Raw genomic sequence first — 19,601 nt, forward strand, 5'->3', positions numbered from 1 at the left:
GGCGTGAAGCGTCCCATCGGGATCAGCACCTGGGTCTGGGAGTCTCCCCTGACCGATGCCAACCTGGGCGGTCACCTGGCGAGGATCGCCGCGTTGGGGTTTGACGCCGTCGAACTCCCGCTGGAAAACGCCGGCGACTTCACCGCCCCCGCAGCGCGCGAAGCCCTGGAGTCCACGGGGCTAAGTCCGTTTCTTGTCGGTGCCATGGCGCCGGGGCGGGACCTCGTGTCCGCGGCCCCGGCGTCGGTGGAAAGGACGCAGGCCTACCTTCTGGACTGCATCAGTATGGCTGGCAGTATCGGTTCGCCCACTGTATGCGGCCCGTTCTACGCCCAGACCGGCCGGGTCTGGCGGATGTCGCCGGAGAAGCGGCGGGAGGCCTATGCCGAGCTGCGCCGGAACCTGGAGCCGGTGGCGGCCCGGGCCCTTGAAGCGGGCGTCGTGCTGGGCATCGAACCGCTGAACCGGTATGAAACGTCGGTGATCAACACCGTGGACCAGGCGCTCGAGGCGCTGGAGCCGTTGCTCGGCAACGGCGTCGGCATTGCCCTGGACAGCTACCACCTGCACATCGAGGAGCGCTCGCTGGCCGCCGCAGTCCGGGCGGCCGGCGAACACGTGGTCCACGTGCAGGTGTGCGGGAACGACCGCGGCGCCCCCGGCGGGGACCAGACCGACTGGGGAGGCTTCCTCCAGGCCCTGGACGAGGTGGGCTACAGCGGACCGCTGAACATCGAAAGCTTCACCGTGGACAATGCGGCGATTGCCGTTGCGGCGTCCATCTGGCGGCCGCTCGCCCCGAGCCAGGACGAGCTGGCTGCCAGCGGCCTGGCTTTCCTGCGCGGTTTGTAAACGTATTACGACGGCGGCGGGCCGGCTGTGGAGCCGGTCACGCCGCCCCGCTCATCCACCGTGACCAGGCTGTGGTGACCGGGATAGACCGTGATGGCCACGGCCAGGAGGGCGCCCAAGCCGGCAAGGGTCCACCACGCCACCAGATACTGGTCCCCGCCCTGCAGTTCGGCGAGAAAGAACTGCGTGAAGCTGTTGAAGGCGGCATGGAACAAGATCACCACCGGCAGGCTGCCCCGCGTGCAGTTATAGAGCCAGGCAAGGATTACAGACAGCGCCCCGATGTAGACTGCGAACGGCACCAAGGGGCGCTGGCCCGGATCGGACACCAGTTCCGGAAGGTGCCAGGGCAACCACACCAACGCCACCATCAATGCAGACGCCAGTGCGTTCCGCGTGACCTGCAGCCGTGGAAGAAGAAAACCCCTCCAGCCCAGCTCCTCAAAGATGCCCACGATGACGATCGTGACCGCAATCGAACTGGCAACCTGCAACGCGTCAGATGGCTCCCAGCTCGGGGCCGGAGCTCCGGCCATCACCGCTGCAAGACGGGCAAGACCCGGAACGGCGAACGGCACACCCAATGCCACTGCGTACCAGCCAAAGTTGACCCGCCATCGCCAAAGCTGGCGGAGGAAATTGATCAACTCCCGGCGGCCACCTGCCAAGAATGCCACCAGGACGGCGGCCAGCCCGGGCCCGAACGGCACCAGTGGACTACTGCCCGGGTTCAGCAGGACCAACGGCCAGATACACCAAGAGACCGCGTAGGCCAGTACGAGGTAAAGCACGATTTCGTGCCGGGCCGCCCACCCGCGCACCCGGTGTTTGTCCGTCGTCATCGCCGACCTTCTTTGCCCACGCCTGGACTTTAAAGTCTGGCACCGTCTGCTGAGCCCAGACAGGGCAACGGCACCCCTGAAGGACATTAGGTAGGTCCACCGGGGCAGCAGGAACGACGACGGCGGGACTTGCCTCCCGCCGTCGTCCTCCGTCGGTGCCCCAGACCACCTACAAACGTGAAGCCGGCAGATCAATCCGTGTGAACCACTCAAGCCATTCGGCAAAGTCCACCGCCAGCGCATCTGCCCCCGGCCGTGCAACAACCTGGACAGACAGCGGCAGGCCCTCGGACGAGAACGCGACGGGCAGCGAAACAACAGGGGCGCCAACCATGGTCACAGCCCTGCATTGCCCCATGATGTCCCAGCCAAAAATGGACTGCCCGTCAATGTCCAGCTTTCCGGACACGTCGCAGGCAGGTCCACCGGCCACCGGCAGGAGGACGATGTCAGCGGTATCGAAGACCGCCAAATCACGTCTTCTTGCCTGCCCGGATTCGGCAACAGCCGCTTCGAGTTCCCCTGCGTCTGTTTGCAAGGAGCGCCGGATTACGTCGAGGTTCGCAGGAAGGATCAGGTGCTCCTGGCCGGCGACAGCCGCGGCATGATCAACCATCGGATCAACAGGGCGGAGCCGGTTATAGGCTGCCAGCGATCCCGCAAACAGATCCGGTACGTGCGTGAGTGTCCGGACCTCCGGCGCGATCTGATCCGCCAATAAGGCGATCTTCTCCGACACTTCACGGCGTACCGGCCCCAATGCGGAACCATCACTCCATGCAACCGCAATATTGCCGGGGACGGCCCCGGCGGGTGAAGTCCGAACCCCGGGGCGTAGATCCGTAAGCACTGCGAGCGCCGTCCGCAGGTCCCGCACTGATCGTGCGAGCGGCCCAATGACTTGAGTGGCGGCTTGAAGGCGGGCACCGGGCGGGGACGGGTTGCCGCCCCCGTACCAGCCGCCCGCTCCCGGAACGATTCCCAGGTCAGGAACTGAACGCGGGGTGGGCCGCAGGGCGGTGATACCCACGCATTGCGCCGGCCACCGCAGCGATCCGCCGTAGTCGGTGCCCAGGCCGAGCGCCGAAATGCCGGCAGCGACGGCGGCAGCCTCTCCCCCGCTCGAGCCACCCGCCGTCGCACCGGGAAACCTGGGGTTGAGTGTCCGGCCACCGACGGCGCTCTCGGTGACGGCACCGAACGCAAACTCAGGGCAGTTGGTTTTTCCAACCACCACGGCCCCCGCGTCCTGCAGGCGCCGCACAGCAGTGGCAGTGAATGAGGCGATGTTTCCGGCGTATGCAGCACTGCCACCGGTCAGCTGCAGACCTGCCACAGCGATGACGTCCTTGACGCTGAGTGGAACACCGGCCAGTGGCCCCAGCTCCTCGCCATGGGCCCGTCGGCGGTCCACCTCCCTCGCGGTAACGGCGGCCCCGTCCCAGACCTCCTGGATGAAAGCACAAAGGTCGGGTGCTGCATTGGCCCGTGACCGCGCCTCCGCCAGGACGCTCTCGGCGGAGGTTTCACCCGTGCGCACCGCGGAGGCGAGCGCGGTGGCGTCAGGGAGGGCAGGCTCCAGCGGGCCAGTGCCCTGCAGCCTATCGTCCGGCACGCCTGCACCTGGCTTGTTTCAGGCCGGAAAGCCTCGGCGTTGTTGTCACGTACAGAGCTCCCATTGAGTGTCGGTGGTCCCGCACTTCATGGCCTTCATCCGGGAACGTACGGGTGGTTGAACCGAATGTATCAGGACGGCGTCCGCCGGAAGACATCACCAGAAGCACTTCCATCGCCCGCTGGGGGCCGTCCGTGATCCGGCCCGTGGAAACAGCCTGCTCGACGCCGGGCCGGCAGGCCCGGCTGGAACGACGACGCCGGGACTACGTTGCGCAGGTGACTTCAGTCGGCGTCGGGGAACGGCAGCCGCTCCCCTGATCCGAAGTTGTCCTGGGACCGCTGCTATCGCTCCCCCACGACCGGCATCGCCAAGAGGGCATGCCGCAGGCCGGTAACGGGAATGTCCGGGAACTTTGCACGCATCAGCCCCGGATCGAAGGCGGCGGCTCCGGATTCCTCCCAGACGCCGGCCCCGGCAACGCGCGCAAGGAAGGGTGAGAACGGCCTGGCCGCGACGGACAGGAATCGCTCGGCCGCGAGCGGGATCCGCTGGACAGATCCGTGCCCGGCCCGGGCCAGGACAGCCTCAGCCAACTCCATGCCCGTAGTCGTCTCCGAGCCCCATTCGATGACCCTGTTCCGCAGCGCCGGGTCGGACAGGGCACGGCGGGCGAGGGCCGCGGCGTCCCGGACAGTTGTAAAGGTAACCGGGGCAGATCCCGAGCCGAACACCAGCACCTTGCCCTTGGATTCCAGCGGGGCAGTGACGTTTGCAAGGCGCTGCTCCAGTAGCAGGCCGATCCGAATGACTGTCCACTCCATACCGGAGCGGCGCAGGGAGTCCTCGGCCGCAGCCTTGCAGCGCAGAAATTCGATAGGCCCATCGGGGGCGGCGCCCTGCATGGACATCATGACCATGTGCTGGACTCCGGTAGCGGCCGCCGCGTGGATAAGCCTGATGGCGCCATCGCGGTCCACCGCGCGGGGGTCGGAGTCCTTGAGGCCGAATCCCGACGCCGCAAACACGGCCGCGGTGCAGCCTGCCACTGCTTTCCGGCAGTCCGCCTCAGAGGCGAGGTCCCCGCGCAGGTGCTCGACGCCGTCGCCCGCCACGTGCGGGAACGATGAGGAAACGCCGCGCGCCATGACGCGGACGCGGTGGCCGGCGCCTGTGAGCATGGGTACCAGGGCGCGGCCGAGGCGGCCGGTGCCGCCGACAACGAGGATCATGACCCCTCCGTCTCCCCCGCTGCTGCCCCATGGACCGCCATGCGGACCGCCGCGTTCACGTCCCCCGACTCATGCTCCACAGGTTCCAGGTAGAAGTGCGCTGCGGTGATGACGTCGTTGCGGACGGTAAAGATGGCGACCCCCGCGGAGGCAGACACCGTTCCATCAGGCCGGGTCCCGCGGTTGCTCCACTCCATCCACACCTTGCCGTTGGCGCCTATCGCTGCGTCGTGGACCGTGAGGCGGAGGTCAGGCAGCCCGGCGAAGAGCGCGGCCCAGTTCTTTCGCACTTGGGCCGAGCCCTTGAAGCTCCGGGCGGGGTGAACGGGGGTGGTGTTCTCGTAGTCCGCCGCGAACTGCGCGACGACACCGTCCAGGTCGTGACGGTTTGCGGCCGCTACAACGCGTTGTACCGGGCCCTCGGGAAGGATTCCTACTTCTGCTGCGTCCATGATCTGCTCCTTGTTTTATCCGTCGTGGAAGGCGGAGAGGCTGGTACGCTAAATTCGATACAGTTCACTGGAATGAACTGCTGTAAGGAGCATATGCCCGGTGGAACCTGAGGTCAATGAATTGCCCCGCCGGGCTCCGCGCCGCCGCCCCTACGATGCCCGGCGCCGCCGCGAGGCCGCCGAGGCGTCCAGGAAAGAGGTGCTCGCGCAGTCCCGCCAGCTCTTCCTGGCGGGTGGATACGGCCGCACAACCATTGCCTCCATCGCCCGGGCCGCCGGCGTCTCCCCGGAGTCCGTCTACAAGGGCTTCGGCGGAAAGCCCGGACTGGTGCGGGCAATATACGAACAGAGCCTGCTGGGTGCGGGCGGTCCCGCCGCTGAGGAACGGTCAGACCGCGCGCAGTTGTCGGTCCTGCACGCCGGGGAACTCATGGACCAACTGGGCCAGCTCGCAGCCGAGGTCAGCCCGCTGGCGGCCCCGGTTTTCCTGCTGATCCGGGACGCCGCCGCGAGCGGGGACCAGGACATGGCAGCACTCCTGCGCGACGTGGATGACGCGCGGTACCGCCGGATGCTGCACAATGCGCGGCAGGTCCTCGGCAGGGGCTTCCTGCGGACAGACATAACAGACGAGGAGGTGGCCGACGTAATGTTCACCTGCACCTCCGCGGAACTGTTTGAGAACCTTGTGCTCAAGCGCGGCTGGAGCAATGAACAGTTCGGCCGGTTCGTCGCCAGGACACTCGCTGCCAACCTCCTGCCTGAAGAGAAATGAGGTACGGCTGCCGGTGGCTTTCAGGGGGCACACCTACCGCCGTTCCCGAGCCTGCTGGCTACACTTCCTACGGAGGCAATCATGGCAACGATCCCTCACCGCGACCTGCGTAACCAGAGCAGCAAGGTTCTTGAGCGCGTAAAAAACGGGGAAACCATCCACGTCACCAACAACGGGGAAATCGCGGCTACTTTGATTCCGCCCTCGGCTTCGCCGTTCGAACGTCTGCTCCAGGCCGGTCAGGTGCGGCCATCTGCAGCCTGCCCTGTTGACTTCCGGACGTTGCCGCGCATCGTCACGGAATGCAGCACCGCCGACATCCTGGACGACCTCCGCGGCGACCGTTGATCGTCTATGTCGCCACGCCTCTTGTGCTGAAACTGCCGGCGCAGGACGAGGAAGCCCCTCTCTGGGCCGTTCATCGTTGCAGCTCGATCTTGATGTTCGTTTTAATCGAACATTCGTTGGATTGCATGAAATGTTCGTTTTATTGATCATTTCCTCTCGATCGTTCCGAACGTATAGCCTCACGAGTCCCGTCGCAGGCCGTCAGGCGAAGGATCCGACTAACCCCCAGCGAGCAGCGGAGCATCCGAGGTGCGATGTCAGGGGTAGAAGGGTGACAGACCCAGACTCGCCAAAGAGATCGTCCTGGATGATCAGCGCGGGGCTTGGCTTCTGGGCATAGGTTCCGCCGGATAACGTTCACAACTCACCGCGGATCACTCCGGCCAGTCTTCTGAAATATGTTCGACAAAATCCTGGTCGTCCGTTGCCCGGTCAGACGCGGCCACTGCACGCGCCTGACGTTGAGCCTCATGCTTAAACTCCGCAGTATGAGCATCCGGCACCAGACCGAGCCGGGCCATCGCTACAGACAAGGCAAGGCCAGCGGCCAGCAGCGGCGTAGTCTCTGCATCCGGGTGACGCAACGACTCCCGGCTGACGCGCTCCCACAGGATGCCAAGGATGTAGGCAGCGCCCATGACTCCGGCCACCCGACGCAGCCACGGCCGCGGCCTGGCAAAGAGCAGGATGGTCCCAGTAGCATGTGCGGCCAACATAGGCCAGGGAGCCGCCAGCCCGCTGCCTTTGGTCCACATATCGCGTTCGACATTCTGGGGCTCCGTGGGCAAAAGGAATGTCATAAGGGATCTGGTCCCGGATGGCCTTGCGAGCCGCCAGTAGCTGAACAATCAGCTGTACCAGCGAGACTGAAGCCAAAACCTTCATCCTTGTCCTTTCCGGGTCCCGGTGAAAGACCTTTTGACTGCCTACGCCGGGCCGGGACCTCGTGTCCGCTGTTGGGTTTGACTCCACATAGGCCTTGATATCCCGCAAGGTCTTCCGGCGCTCCCGTCCGAGCATCACTGCGGCTAGGGGCTCAAGGAGCCTCATGGCACCAGAGAACGTGGCCAGCACCACGAACCGAAGCAGCGTCCCTTGCTCCCCGGCAGTCGCTACGGACAGCCGGAACTCGACATGGAGCCCGGGACTGTCGTTATAAAAGACGAGGAGCCGGTCCTGTTCGAATGCGACGCACTGATAGTTTGTCCTGCGTCGCCACACGCCCAAGTCCAGCCGTTCCATCACAGCCTTGGTGCCCACTCGGATTGGACCTTCCGTCAGCGGATGGATGGCCACAATGCCGTCTTCCCAAATGGGCTGCGTCTCAAAAAGGCGCGTGCCCACCACATCGAAAACGGTGCGCACCGGCCTATGAATGTAGATGGAACCATCAAAAGTGATCATTCCCGGCGCTCCTCACGACTGAACCGCGCGGTGTCCCCTGGACCCACCTCGCCCCAGGGATGCACGTAACTTACGCCCGGGCCGGGCAGTGGTCTACACCCTGCGGTGAAGATTGGGGTACCCAAAATCCCGACTACAAAAGTAGTGACAACTAGCAAAGGTGGTAGTACCTTGTGTCTACGATCACTGGGGGAGCTTAAAAGGAGAGCTCCATGCCTGTAACAGAAGAAAGCATCACCATTGCCCGGCCGCCCCAGGAGGTCTTCGATTTCCTGGCGAATTTCGAGAACCTTTCGGCCTTCGATGCCTTCGTCACTGCGTCCGGGCAGGTTGGGGACGGTCCCCCGGGATTGGGAACGCGAGGCCGGGGAACCACCCGTTTCATGGGCCAGCAGTTCGACTGGATGGTCGAGTTCACCGAATTTGAGCCGCCGCGGCGGATGGTTTCGCGCTCGGTCGAAGGAAAGCGCGACGTCACTGCGACGTTCACCTTGGAACCGGCCGACGGCGGCACCCGAGTCACGGAGCGGATTGAGACCGGCGCGATGGGTGGCCTCCTGGGCCGGCTGCCCGATCCATTGGTGAATCGGCTGCTGGGCCGGTCTCTCCGGGGAAACCTCAAAACCCTGAGCCGGGTGCTGGCAGAAAACCGGAGTACCTGACGAGGTCGCAGGTATGGCTACCCCGGAGGAGTTCTATGACGCCCTCGCGTCTGAATATCACCTGCTCTTTGCTGACTGGTGGTGGGCGGCGCAGTGGCATGGGCGGCTCATCGCCGGCATCCTCGCCGAACGCGGGATCACCAGGGGGCGCCTGCTGGACTGCACATGCGGCATCGGAACCCAAGCCCTTCCGCTGGCGACGCTTGGATATGACGTGACGGCAACAGACGTGAGCAAAGCGGCGGTTGCCCGGGCCCGGGTGGAGGCCGCCGCGAGGGGAATCGACGTCGCTTTCAAAGTCTGCGACGTCCGCGACCTTCGTGACCATGTCGACGGGACCTTCGACGTGGTCATCACCTGTGACAACGCCCTCCCACACCTGCTCACCGACGAGCACCTGCAGCGTGCCCTCGGCAGTATCCGTGCTTGCCTGCGGCCGCGCGGGCTGTTGCTTATCTCTCTTCGCGACTACGACGCTTTGCGGCTCACCCGCCCCGGCGGCGTGTCGCTCTCGGTCCATGGCGAAGCCGGGTCCCGGCATGGGTCGGGTCAATCCTGGCGCTGGTCCGCAGATGCAGAGTACGTGGACATCGAGCTGTTCACCTTCACCGAAGACGCGGCAGGGTCATGGCGTGCGCGCTCGGCCACCACCCGTTACCGTGCCCTGCCCCGCGCGAACCTCGACGAGCGGCTGATATCGGCCGGGTTCCACGACGTCCAATGGTTGATGCCGGCTGCAAGCGGCTACTACCAGCCGATCGTGCTTGCGGAAGCCTGAATCCTGCACCGGACGCGACAGTTGTCCAACAAACGAGTAGCACTTGTTAAGCTGGAACTCCCCCAGTAAAGCGAGGCATAACGTGCACCAGGACGCCGCCCGGTTCCTGTCCCAGCCGGTGGCCGCCCAGCCCGGCTCACCCCTCCGCGTCGCGGTGTACTCCCGGATCGCCGAGGCCATCCGCAACGGCCTCCTCACGCCCGGCTCCATGATCCCCACCGAAACCGAACTCGGCGCGGACATGAAAGTCAGCCGCACCGTGGTCCGCGAAGCCCTCATGCTGCTCGAGGAGGACGGCCTCATCAGGGCGCGGCGCGGCGTCGGACGTTTCGTCTCGGACACGCTCCCCCGCATCGGCATCGAACGCATCCGCCCCTTCGAGGAAGTCCTCGGCAGTCCCGGCCAGCAGCTTGAGGTCAAGCGCATCCAGGTGGTGCGCCAGCCAGCCTCTGAGTTCGCCGCCCCCGGCGTCGGCGTCGAGCCGGGCACCGACTGCTGGCTCTGGGAATCCGTCCTGATCCGCGACGGCGAGGCCATCGCCCACCTGCAGGAAAACATCTCCGCCCAGCCCGTCGGCCTCGGCAAGGACGCCGCCGCGCCCTTGGACATAGAGGACGACGGCGGCGCCACCTTGCTTGCCGTGCTCAACAACCAGCTGGGCCGGCTGCCGGGGCCGGGCGAGTGCCAGATCAGCCTCAGCCAGGTGGGCCCCAGCCGTGCGAAGCTGCTGGACCTGCGCCCGTCCGACCCCGTGCTGGTTCTCACCCAGTACGTCAGGTACGGCAACCAGCCCTTCTACCTGGCCAAGTGCCTCATCGCCGCCAGGGCCGGGCACCTCTCGGTGATGCAGTCGCTCCAGTCCTGAGGCCTGCGTGCGACCTTCAAGCTACTTAACGGCGTTGTAGGCGTTCACCCGGCCGTGAGCCCAAAACTCCTGCATTTCGGTCACCTTCTCACCGGTTGATTCCAGTTTGGTACGGACGGATGCGCTTGAGGTGCCGGCGGGTGTTGTCCAGACGAGTGCGGCGGTGGCGGCGACTATTGGCGCGGACATTGACGTGCCGTTGCCGACGTCGTACCCCTGGGAGCGGCTGTAAGTGCTTGCTAGGGCGAACCTGTGGTTTGGAAAGGTCGAGTAAACGTTGACACCAGGTGCTGCCACATCCACCCAGCTGGGTCCGAAGGTTGAAAACGATGCTTTAAGGTCCTTGTTGTCCGTAGCACCGACCGCGATGACGTTGGGATATGCAGCGGGATAGAAGATGTTTTCGTTACCGCCGTTTCCGGCAGCTGCAACAAGCACCACACCAGCGTTCCAAGCATTGTTTACAGCGCTTTCAAGGGTTACTGATGCTCCTACTACAAGACTTATGTTGATCACCTTCGCGCCCCTGCTGACCGCCCAGTTGATTCCGTTTGCAAGGGCCGACGTGGATCCCATCCCGCTATCGCTGAGCACCTTGCCAGCCAGGATCGTGCATCCCCGGCATACACCGGCAACACCTCTACCGTTGTCAGCGATAGCGGCAACAATACCTGCCACATGGGTGCCGTGGCCGTAATAGTCCTCGGCGACCTGGTCCTTCCCCCGTGTGGCAGAACTGCTGAAATTTGCCCGGTCGACAACTTGCGGGTTGATGTCGGGGTTGTCCGTTGCCACACCTGAGTCGAGCACAGCGACTTTGACGCCGCTACCGGTCGTGACGCTCCATGCTTCGACCGCATCCACATCCGCGTCTACTGTACCTGCAGCCATGACGCGCTTATCCAAGGTGTTATCAATAGGCTGCCCGGTGTTCTGCAGCGCGTACTGACGAGGAAAATAGGTGTCGTTTGTGGCGGGAGTAACCACCAGGTCCGGCTCGGCATACTCGACTGCGGGGTTCCGGCTCAGTGCCTGGACGAGCTGAAGTTCCTTACCTTCAGGCACTTTGATAAGGCGCGCCCCGGTGTCCCCGATGCCGGGGCCATCGCTGAGCCCATGCTGTCGTAGCACGCCGGCCGCCGCGCCGTTGTCCCGGAACTTCACCATGATTTGCCCTGCAACGTGCGACGGATCAGGCGCCGCGTTGCCAACAACTGCTGAGTTGATTGCCCCGAACGCCAACATTGCCGCTGCGAAGCCAGCCATAACGATCTTTTTCATGGGGTCATATTGCTCCAACCTGTGACTGCTGGGTAGGGGAAACCGGCAAACTCCCCTACCTAATCCCACCGGAGGGAGGGGCACCGCATTGCGCGGCACACGGGCAGTCGTTACGATGCTGGCGGGGAGAGGTCCCGGTCTCGGATGACGACCGTAAGGGGCTACCCATGACCGACTTCTTCACCATGCAGCCCGGCGAGACCGCCGCGCCCGTGCCACCGGGGCCGGTCCTGTGCACTGGCTCGGCGTCCATGCGGCGCATTCACCGCGTCTTCCTGTGGGCCTACGACGAGGCGCCTGGCCTGGTTCGTTCCGCCGCCCCTGGCGATACTTCCCGCGCCGCCTACGTGGGCGAAGTGCTGGGGAACTTCGACAAGCTGCTCCACATTCATCATGAGGGCGAGGACGAGCTCATGTACCCGCAGCTGAAGGAAAGGGCACCGGCGTGCGCCTTGCATGTGGGGCAGATGCTTGAGCAGCACCGCCAGGTCACCCAGCGGCTGGAGGACATCGAGCCCATCCGCCTGCGGTGGATGGAAACGGCGGACGCGGAAAGCGGCAATGAACTTGCCGAGCGCTACGAGGACCTGTCCTCCGTGCTCAACGAACATCTGCGGCGTGAGGTCACCGAGGTGATGCCCGCCGTCGACCGGGTGATGACCCAAGAGGAACTGAAGGCAGCCGCGGAGCACGGGAGCAGCCAGGTCAGCAACAAATTCTTGGTGGGGTACCTGGGAATGGTGCTGGCCACGAACCCGCCGGCGGACCGGAAGGAACTGTTCAAGGAGATCCCCGCGCCGGTCCGGCTCGCCTACCGGCTCATCGGGCGCAGGATGTACCGGAAACAGTACGCGACACTCTTCCCGGGACGCCCGATTCCCGAGACGCTGTAGTTCGCACAGCAACGCATAACTGGTAGACGGAGCCATACCCGATCGCTAGTATTCACTCACTACGCGCTGGGCTACAACAAGGAAATGTATCTTCTATGGCGCCATTTCGAGTCATCCTGCTGCCGGGCGCTGTCCTACCTGCTGATGCCGCATACGGCAGGCTGCTGGAGGTTTTAGGGTCCGGCGTGGACGCCGTCGCCAAGGACTTGGAGCTGTACGCCGAGGGCAATCCACCTCCAGGCTGGAACCTGGACACCGAAGTGGACGGTCTCCTGCGCGAGGCCGACTCCCGCCACTGGGACACGTTCCACCTGGTTGGCTATTCCGGTGGCGGCGCCGCTGCACTCGCCTTCACCGCCAAACATCCGGAGCGGCTGCAGAGCCTGGCTTTGCTGGAGCCTGCGTGGGCCGGCACCTGTGACGGGAGCCCGGGATACCGGCAACACCAACAAGAATATGAGCAGCTGCGTGCGCTTCCTGCCGAGCAGCTCATGCCGGCCTTCATGCAGCTGCAGGTGAGGCCCGGCGTCGTCCTTCCTCCTCAACCGCCGGGACCCCAGCCCTCGTGGATGGCCAAACGGCCGGCGGGGATCCGCGCGTTCTTGGAGGCATTCCGGACCTATGACCTGGACAGGTCGCGGCTGGCCGCCTTCACCCAGCCGGTGTTCTTCGCCCTGGGCGGCCTGAGCCACCCGGATGCCTACGGAGATATTGCGGCCCGGCTGGCCAGGGTCTTCTTTCCCGATTTCCACCTGGAGGTGTTCCCGCGGCGCCACCACCTTGATACGCCGCACCGGGTGGAACCTGAGCGCCTGGCCGAGGAGCTCCGGCGGCATTGGACGCGGGCAGAAGAACCTGCCGCGGCCTGAAGGCGGGCCGGCTTCGGCAGGGCGAACGTCGGAGAGGAGGCGGAGTCCTTGCACCCACGCCGGCGTCCCTCTGCCTGCCGGGATTTCCAAGAGCAGTGCACGGAAAATCAATACATCAAATGGCCCGCACCCTAGTGTTGTGATCCACCACACCTTTAGGGGCCGAGGATATGAACAACCAAGTTGACTTGCTTCTGATCAACGGTGTCATCGACACCCTCCACCAAGAACATCCGCGCGTCACGTCGCTCGCCGTCAAAGCCGGGAAGGTGCATTCATTCGGTCTGCATGCCGAGGCTGCAGCCGGTCCGGGAACTACCGTCATCGACCTCGACGGCGCCTATGTCATGCCTGGACTGCTGGATGTCCACAACCACCACATGCTCGCCGGGCAGATGGACCTGTTCGAGCTGAACGAAGCCCCCACCAAGTCGCTGGATGAGCTCCTCAGCGCCGTCAGTGAGTATGCAGAACGGCTTGGCCCGGACCAGTGGATTGTCGGGGGCAGCTGGGGTTCGGGGCTGCTCTCCGAACTGAATTCCTCGAATGCCCTGGCCCGGTTTGATGCCGCAACCGGCGGACGGCCCGCCCTCCTCAAGGACGACAGCAAACACAACAGGTGGGCGAACTCCCGGGCGCTGGACCTGGCCGGCATCGACGACGGCACGCCCGATCCTGAGGGCGGCCAGGTCATGCGGGACTCCTCGGGGCGCGCCACCGGTGTCCTTATCGAGGCCGGAGGCGTCCTGGTGGAGCAGACCCTGGCGCGGCTTCAGCCCCTTTCCACCCAGGACCTGGCCCGGGCCGCAGCGCGGGGAATCGAAATTCTCCACTCCTACGGCATCACGGGATTCCAGGACGCCGCAGCCTCCCTCCAGCTGCTGCAGGCACTAAAGTCGCTCGACGACTCCGGCGGACTGCTCGCGTGGGTGGTTACCTCCATGCAGGCGAATGACTTCATCTTCGGCACCACTCCCCTTGGTGAGGGCATCATCGCCCACCGCGACGAGACACGGTCCGAGCACCATCGGCCGGACTTCATCAAGATCTTCCTCGACGGGGTGCCGCCGGCCGGGACGGCCGCGTTCATCGAACCGTACCTGTCCGGCGTCGGCTTCCCGGAGTGCCACTGCGGGGGCACCACCATGCCTGCTGCGGAACTTGAGCACTGGCTCATGAGCACCGCTGAACGTGGAATCTCCGCGAAAATCCACTGCACCGGTGACGCTTCGGTCCGGCTCGTCCTCGACACCGTCGCCAAGGTCCGTGCAGCCGGATACCACCAGCCGAAGTACCACATCGCCCACGGCCAGTTCGTCCATGAACAGGACATCCCCCGGTTCGCCGAACTGGACGTCACCGCCGACATCTCACCCTCGCTGTGGTTCCCCGGCGTCATCCCGGACGCAATCGCCACAGTCCTCCCAGCGGAAAGGGCATCAAAAATGCAGCCCAACCGCTCCCTGCTGGACGCGGGCGCCCGCATCGCAGGCGGCTCGGACTGGCCGGTCAGCGTTTCACCCAACGCCTGGGAAGGAATCTACGGCCTCGTCACCCGAAGGGACCCAACGGGACAATTCCCCGGCACCCTCTGGCCCGAACAGGCCATCACCCTGGCAGAAGCCATCAGCATCTACACCACCAACTCTTCCAAGGCCATGGGCCTGGACGACGTCACCGGCTCCCTGGCACCGGGAAAATCCGCAGATTTCATCGTCCTGAGCGACAATCCGCATGAGATCGATATAGAGAAGCTCCCGCAGATCACAACCCATCAGACCTGGTTCGCGGGACGCAAGGTCTTCGACACCGAGGCCTCAGCACGAGCGGCCAGCGGTCCGAGGGGAAGCGAAGCGCTGCAAGCCTGACAGGCGCCGATTCACCCCGGGAGACCTATCAGGCCCGCACGCAGTCATCACCTTTATTTTCCGCCGACGGCGGCCTTCCGCCGCGTCGCCCTGCCCGAAAGACATGACCATGACATCCACAGCACAAGCCGCCCCGGCAAGCATCGCCTCGGACAAGGGCACCTACACGTACATCACTGTCTTCAGTGCCGTCCTCTATACCGTCCTGCTGATCGCCCCTGTCATCGCGGGCAAACTCATCGAGCAGTTCGCCCTGACCCCGGTCCAGGTGGGAACGCTCTTTTCGTTGGAACTGGGAGCCTTCAGTCTGGCAACGGTCCCGGCCTACCTATGGCTCCGCCGCATGAACCTGAGAACTGCGAGCTACCTCTTCACAGCCGTGGTCATTGCCGGCAACGTTGTCTCGGGATTCCTGGACGACTTCGGCCTCCTGATGATCGCGCGGGTGATGACCAGCCTGGCAGCCGGTTCCATCACCGTCATCATCCTGACGCTGAGCGGCAAGACCTCCAACCCCAGCCGCGCGTTCGGAATATTCGTCGTATTCCAGTTGGCCATGGGTGCCCTGATCCTGGCGGTCTTCCCCGCACTGTTCGCGTCAGCGGGTGTTGCAGCGATCTACTGGACCCTTGCCGGCCTCGCGGTGCTGTGCCTCCTTGTGGTCAACCGCATCGACGGGGAAGCCCTGCGCACTGCGGCCCCTGTTTCCGCCGGGGCAGGGGCACGTGAACGTGTTCCGGTCCTCAAAGCAGCCGCAGGCCTGGCCGCTGTACTGCTCTTTTACGTCGCGCTCAGTGGAGTCTGGTCCTTCATCGCCCAAATTCCGGCCGGCTCCGGGATCGACCTTTCCGCCACCAGCCTTGTCCTTTCCGTAGCAACTGTTGCCGGGATCCTCTCGGCCCTCGTTGCAACTGCCCTGGGTGAGACACCCCGCCGGAGGCTCTACCTGGTGGCCGGCTACGCGGGCATGGCGGTCAGCATCGTGCTGCTCTTCGGGGCACCGGCCCTGATCCGGTTCGCCATTGCCGCCGTAATCTTCAAGTTCGCCTGGACCTTCATCCTGCCTTACCTGCTGTCCACGCTGTCCTCCCTCTCCAGCGGCGGACACCTGATGAACACCACCAACCTGATGATCGGCACCGGCTTCTCCATCGGCCCGATCGTCAGCGGGGCACTGATCCAGTCAGGCGGAGGATCGTTCACCGGAATGCTCATCTTCGCCCTCACCGGCGTGCTGGCATCCTGCGCCTTCGTGCTGGTCGCCCAGCGCCGCTGACGGCACTTGCACACGAGGGATGCAGGAACGCCCGGCGGGAAAGTCCCGCCGGGCGTTCCTGTCGGCTGAGGCCGGCTGCCCTGCGTCAGGCGACGGCCGCGGCTGAGGCGACGGCCGCCGTGGTGTCGACGGGCTCGGTTTCGACAGGCTCAACCACCGGGGTAAGCAGCGTCTCCACCAGGTGCGGCGCGAAGTCCTCCTCGAGCGAGAGCACCACGCGGCACCGCGCGCCCTTCACGGAAGGGTAGCCCGCATACAGCCCCCGGAGGTCGCAGATGGTCTGGCCGCGGCCCGGCCCGTCGGAGGTGTCGACGGCGGCACGCACCACCGGGGCAACAGCAGCCGTAACAGCGCCAACAGCGAGCGCCGCCGCGAGCGGATCGTGCATGGCGGAGCAGGGCCGGCCGTAAATGTCCTCGTAGAACCGGAAGTAGTAGCCCAGCATCTCCCCCAGCACCTGCGCCACGAGTGAAGAAGACGCCAGCAGCTGCTGCCGGTGCGTCTCCTCCAGGACAGAGTTCATGGTCACGTCCAGCGGCACCAGGGTCACGTCCCAGTCGGCGGCTAGCACAAGTGCGGCGGCCTCGGGGTCGTTGAAGATGTTGGCCTCGGCCACCGGGGTGATGTTGCCCGGAGCCAGCGCCGCCCCGCCCATCACAGTCACCGAATGAACCAAAGACGGCAGGGAAGGCTCCAGCCGGAGGGCCTCGGCGATGTTCGTCAGCGGACCGATGGCGAGCACCTTCAACGTGCCCGGGTACCTACGGGCCAGCCGGACCAGCATCTCAGCCGCAGACTCGGACGCAACGGAAGCAGCCGCCGTCGTAAGCTGCACCCCGCCGATTCCGTTCTCCCCGTGCACCCAAGGCGCCCCGCCCCCAAACGAGCCAAAGAGGGGGTCGTGCGCACCAAGGGCAACGGGCACATCAGTAGAGCCGGCAAGCGCCAGCAGGTCCAGGGTGTTGCGGGCGCCGGCAGCGGCGCTCACGTTCCCACTCACCGTCCCAACGCCGACCACATCAGCAAAAGGAGAGGCCAGCAGGTAGGCCAGGGCGAGGGCGTCGTCGATGCCGGTGTCGCAGTCGAGGTAGAACGGGGAGGGCGTGGTCATGGTGGTTCTCCTACGGTAAAAGGGGTTAGACGGTCTCGCCCTTGGGGGCGGCGACGAAGAGGCTGACTATGAACGCGGCGGCCGTGATGGCCACCGAGATCCAGAGGGCGGTGGCGTACCCGGCGGCCGTGGCCTGGGCGGCGAACGGCGCCACGAGGACGACGCCGAGGCTCGCCCCGATGCCGAAGGAGGCACCGTTGATGCCGGGCAGGGCGGCCGGGGCTTCCTTGGGTGAGAGGAGCACCGAGAGCCCATTGATGGCGGTGAGGAAGAAGCCGTTGTAGAAAATGCCCAGGGCCGCGACGGCGATCAGCACCGCCGCCTGGTTGTCGGAGAAGGTGGCTGCGGCGATGGCGCAGGCCAGGCTGAGCCCTGTGCCGAACCGGAGGGTCTTGATCCAGCCGCGTCGGTCGGCCAGCCAGCCGGCCAGCGGCGCGGCGAACACGCCAATCAAAGCGGCGGGGGTGAGGAACAGCAGCGCGGAGATGGAGGCGGTGAGGCCGAAGCCGCCGTCGGGGTCCTGGCTGAGCAGCACCACGGTGAAGTTGATGATGGCGAAGATGCCGGCCAGGGTGAGGACGGTGGTGGCGATGACGGGCCAGACCTGGCGGGAGCGCAGGTGGTGGACGGCGATCAGCGGGTGGCTGCGGCGTTTCTCGATGATCCAGAAGGCGGCGAAGGACGCGATGGTGCCGGCCAGCAGGGCCAGCGTGCCGGGTGCGGTCCAGCCTGCGGCCGAGCCGCCGGAGACGAAGTAGGTGGTGAACACCAGGAACAGCGAGAGGGAGCCGGCGCCCCACCAGTCCATGGCGCCGCGCACGCCCTGGGGCCGTCCGGCCGGGACGATTTTGATGATGCAGGCGGCGGCGATGGCGGTGAGGACCAGGACGACCACGAAGATGGACCGGAAGCCGAGGGTCTCGGCCATGAGCCCGCCCACGTAGCCGTCCACCCCGCCCACTCCCCCGTTGATGGCGGCGATGATGCCCACGGATGTGCCGAAGACCTTGGCGTGCAGGTTTTCGCTGAGCACGATGTAGGCCAGGGCGAAGACGGCGCTGGAGACGCCCTGCAGGAACCGGCCCGTGACCAGCAACGGCAGGGTGGGAGCGGCGATGCAGAGGATGGTGCCGGCGCCCATGATCCCGAGGACCAGGAGCAGGGCGGCGCGGCGGCCGATGAAGTCGCTCCACCGGCCAATCACGGGCCCGGCGATGGCGCCGGCCAGGAAGAACATGGACTGGACGGGGGCGGCGCTGTCGGCACCCTGGCCGAACTCGGCGGCGATCTGCGGCAGTGCAGGGGTGACCATGCTGGCGTTCAGCTGGAAGGACAGCACGCCGAGCAGCAGGGTGGAGATCAGCAGGGCGGCGCGGCGGCCGGCGAACGTGGTTTCGTCGGGAAGTACGACGGCGGAGGCGGCTTCCAAGGAAGGCGCGGCGGCCGCCGGGGTTGGGGTGTTCACATCAAACTCCTTTGTTCGGCAGGCGGATCCTGCGCTTGGGATGTGAGTTGTTATACAACCATGTATGACGCACAAGTACAACCGTGGTCTACACTATTTCTCAATCCGGCCGCTTTCAGGCCCCTCCCCCGTTAGGACTTCCCATGAGCACTCGAGTTCCTGCCGTCACCGTTGTCGGCAGCATCAACCTGGACCTGATCGCCACCGCCGATCGGCTGCCCACCGCGGGCGAAACCATCGGCGGCGCGGTGCTGTCCGAGCAGTCCGGCGGGAAGGGCGCCAACCAGGCCGCGGCAGCTGCACGGCTGGGCGGCAGCGCCCGGATGATCGGCGCCGTGGGCAGTGACGCGCACGGGCAGCAGATGCTGGATGCGCTGGCTGCTGCGGGCGTGGACACCGCTGACGTGGCAGTGCTGCCCGAGGCGACCGGGACGGCGCTGATCGTGGTTGACCGCGACGGTGAGAACCAGATCGTGGTGTGCCCGGGCGCCAACTCGCGCCTGTCGCTGGACGGGGTGGAGTTCGGTCCGGAGGAGACGGTGCTGTGCCAGCTGGAGGTGGGCCTGCCCGTGGTGCTGGAGGCGGCCCGGAAGGCGCAGGGCTTCTTTGTGCTGAATGCCGCGCCGGCCATGGACATGCCGGTTGAGCTGCTGGAGCGGTGCGACCTGGTGATTGTGAACGAGAGTGAGTACGCCCTGATCCCGGCCCTCGCAAAGGCGAAGTTGGTGGCGGTGACGTACGGCGGTGACGGCTCGGCCATGTTCGAGCACGGCCGGAAGGTTGCTGAGGCGCCGTCGGCTGCCGTGGCGGTGGCGAACACTGTGGGCGCCGGTGACGCCTTCTGCGCCGCCCTGGTTTTGGCGCTGCGGAACGGGCTGGACTACGGGCGGGCACTGGCTGTCGCGAACGCTGTGGGTGGGGATGCCGTGGGCGATCCGTCCTCACAACCGGAGTTGGCACAGCTGGGTTACTACGTGGAGCGGACCGCTGCCTTCGAGAGTGCCCGGTGATTC

At 65.4% G+C, this 19,601-nt stretch carries 19 protein-coding genes and 2 pseudogenes; 11 read left to right on the forward strand and 10 right to left on the reverse strand.

Features of this window, described 5'->3' with window-relative positions:
- The first annotated feature begins 3 nt into the window (after positions 1-3).
- Positions 4-852 (forward strand): sugar phosphate isomerase/epimerase, encoded by an 849-nt coding sequence (locus tag DXK94_RS07445; protein ID WP_115524462.1) that lies wholly within the window; start codon positions 4-6, stop codon positions 850-852.
- A 5-nt stretch (positions 853-857) separates the two neighbouring features.
- Here DXK94_RS07445 and DXK94_RS07450 read toward each other — a convergent pair whose 3' ends face one another.
- From DXK94_RS07450 to DXK94_RS07465, 4 genes are all read right to left on the reverse strand, one after another.
- A complete protein-coding gene (locus DXK94_RS07450) occupies positions 858-1,694 on the reverse strand; it encodes a CPBP family intramembrane glutamic endopeptidase (protein ID WP_181884759.1) in 837 nt (278 codons plus the stop codon).
- Between the two features lie 169 nt (positions 1,695-1,863).
- Positions 1,864-3,309 carry an amidase gene (locus tag DXK94_RS07455; RefSeq protein ID WP_258868474.1) on the reverse strand — a complete coding sequence of 482 codons (1,446 nt, stop codon included), beginning with the start codon at positions 3,307-3,309 and terminating at the stop codon, positions 1,864-1,866.
- Positions 3,310-3,653: 344 nt separating this feature from the next.
- Complete coding sequence (locus DXK94_RS07460; RefSeq protein WP_115524464.1) at positions 3,654-4,541, reverse strand: SDR family oxidoreductase; 888 nt, start codon at positions 4,539-4,541, stop codon at positions 3,654-3,656.
- The gene (locus DXK94_RS07465) at positions 4,538-4,993 is read right to left on the reverse strand and encodes a nuclear transport factor 2 family protein (protein WP_115524465.1); all 456 of its coding nucleotides are present in this window, start codon (positions 4,991-4,993) and stop codon (positions 4,538-4,540) included. The genes DXK94_RS07460 and DXK94_RS07465 overlap by 4 nt, the downstream gene beginning before the upstream one ends.
- A 100-nt stretch (positions 4,994-5,093) precedes the next feature.
- Here DXK94_RS07465 and DXK94_RS07470 point away from each other — a divergent pair, with 100 nt between their 5' ends.
- Entirely contained in the window at positions 5,094-5,768 is a 675-nt protein-coding gene (locus DXK94_RS07470; RefSeq protein ID WP_115524466.1) for a TetR/AcrR family transcriptional regulator, read from the forward strand.
- Positions 5,769-5,849: 81 nt separating this feature from the next.
- Positions 5,850-6,116, forward strand: a complete 267-nt coding sequence (locus DXK94_RS07475; protein ID WP_115524467.1) for a type II toxin-antitoxin system Phd/YefM family antitoxin — start codon at positions 5,850-5,852, stop codon at positions 6,114-6,116.
- Positions 6,117-6,317: 201 nt separating this feature from the next.
- Here the strand turns inward: DXK94_RS07475 and DXK94_RS21890 are convergent.
- The 3 genes and pseudogenes from DXK94_RS21890 to DXK94_RS21895 form a co-directional block, all read right to left on the reverse strand.
- Positions 6,318-6,449, reverse strand: a pseudogene (locus tag DXK94_RS21890) (hypothetical protein); the annotation flags it as partial.
- Between the two features lie 41 nt (positions 6,450-6,490).
- A complete protein-coding gene (locus DXK94_RS21610; RefSeq protein ID WP_258868475.1) occupies positions 6,491-6,754 on the reverse strand; it encodes an antitoxin MazE-like protein in 264 nt (87 codons plus the stop codon).
- Positions 6,755-7,094: 340 nt separating this feature from the next.
- A pseudogene (locus DXK94_RS21895) lies at positions 7,095-7,520 on the reverse strand (SRPBCC family protein); the annotation flags it as partial.
- A gap of 212 nt (positions 7,521-7,732) precedes the next feature.
- On the opposite strand from DXK94_RS21895, the gene DXK94_RS07490 reads away from it, so the two are divergent.
- The 3 genes from DXK94_RS07490 to DXK94_RS07500 all read left to right on the forward strand — a co-directional run bounded on the left by DXK94_RS07490 (position 7,733) and on the right by DXK94_RS07500 (position 9,825).
- Complete coding sequence (locus DXK94_RS07490) at positions 7,733-8,182, forward strand: SRPBCC family protein (protein WP_115524470.1); 450 nt, start codon at positions 7,733-7,735, stop codon at positions 8,180-8,182.
- A 13-nt stretch (positions 8,183-8,195) separates the two neighbouring features.
- Positions 8,196-8,960, forward strand: coding sequence for a bifunctional 2-polyprenyl-6-hydroxyphenol methylase/3-demethylubiquinol 3-O-methyltransferase UbiG (locus DXK94_RS07495; RefSeq protein ID WP_115524471.1), 765 nt, complete (start codon positions 8,196-8,198; stop codon positions 8,958-8,960).
- 82 nt (positions 8,961-9,042) lie between these two features.
- Positions 9,043-9,825 (forward strand): GntR family transcriptional regulator, encoded by a 783-nt coding sequence (locus tag DXK94_RS07500; protein WP_115524472.1) that lies wholly within the window; start codon positions 9,043-9,045, stop codon positions 9,823-9,825.
- A 21-nt stretch (positions 9,826-9,846) separates the two neighbouring features.
- Here the strand turns inward: DXK94_RS07500 and DXK94_RS07505 are convergent, their stop codons facing one another.
- On the reverse strand, positions 9,847-11,106 hold the full coding sequence (locus DXK94_RS07505; protein ID WP_115524473.1) for a S8 family serine peptidase: 1,260 nt from the start codon (positions 11,104-11,106) through the stop codon (positions 9,847-9,849).
- Between the two features lie 167 nt (positions 11,107-11,273).
- Here DXK94_RS07505 and DXK94_RS07510 point away from each other — a divergent pair, with 167 nt between their 5' ends.
- From DXK94_RS07510 to DXK94_RS07525, 4 genes are all read left to right on the forward strand, one after another.
- On the forward strand, positions 11,274-11,999 hold the full coding sequence (locus tag DXK94_RS07510; protein WP_115524474.1) for a hemerythrin domain-containing protein: 726 nt from the start codon (positions 11,274-11,276) through the stop codon (positions 11,997-11,999).
- A 95-nt stretch (positions 12,000-12,094) separates the two neighbouring features.
- Positions 12,095-12,868, forward strand: coding sequence for an alpha/beta fold hydrolase (locus DXK94_RS07515; RefSeq protein ID WP_181884760.1), 774 nt, complete (start codon positions 12,095-12,097; stop codon positions 12,866-12,868).
- Between the two features lie 170 nt (positions 12,869-13,038).
- The gene (locus DXK94_RS07520) at positions 13,039-14,736 is read left to right on the forward strand and encodes an amidohydrolase (protein WP_115524475.1); all 1,698 of its coding nucleotides are present in this window, start codon (positions 13,039-13,041) and stop codon (positions 14,734-14,736) included.
- Positions 14,737-14,845: 109 nt separating this feature from the next.
- A complete protein-coding gene (locus DXK94_RS07525; RefSeq protein ID WP_115524501.1) occupies positions 14,846-16,012 on the forward strand; it encodes an MFS transporter in 1,167 nt (388 codons plus the stop codon).
- Between the two features lie 85 nt (positions 16,013-16,097).
- Here DXK94_RS07525 and DXK94_RS07530 read toward each other — a convergent pair whose 3' ends face one another.
- Both DXK94_RS07530 and DXK94_RS07535 read right to left on the reverse strand, forming a co-directional pair.
- Positions 16,098-17,123: a nucleoside hydrolase gene (locus tag DXK94_RS07530; protein ID WP_115524476.1), complete on the reverse strand. Its 1,026-nt coding sequence runs from the start codon at positions 17,121-17,123 to the stop codon at positions 16,098-16,100.
- Between the two features lie 25 nt (positions 17,124-17,148).
- Complete coding sequence (locus DXK94_RS07535; RefSeq protein ID WP_115524477.1) at positions 17,149-18,588, reverse strand: MFS transporter; 1,440 nt, start codon at positions 18,586-18,588, stop codon at positions 17,149-17,151.
- Positions 18,589-18,731: 143 nt separating this feature from the next.
- Here DXK94_RS07535 and DXK94_RS07540 point away from each other — a divergent pair, with 143 nt between their 5' ends.
- Positions 18,732-19,598, forward strand: coding sequence for a ribokinase (locus DXK94_RS07540; RefSeq protein ID WP_115524478.1), 867 nt, complete (start codon positions 18,732-18,734; stop codon positions 19,596-19,598).
- Positions 19,599-19,601 lie beyond the last annotated feature (3 nt).

The sequence above is a fragment of the Arthrobacter sp. RT-1 genome, from assembly GCF_003367205.1.
Taxonomy (GTDB): Bacteria; Actinomycetota; Actinomycetes; order Actinomycetales; family Micrococcaceae; genus Arthrobacter.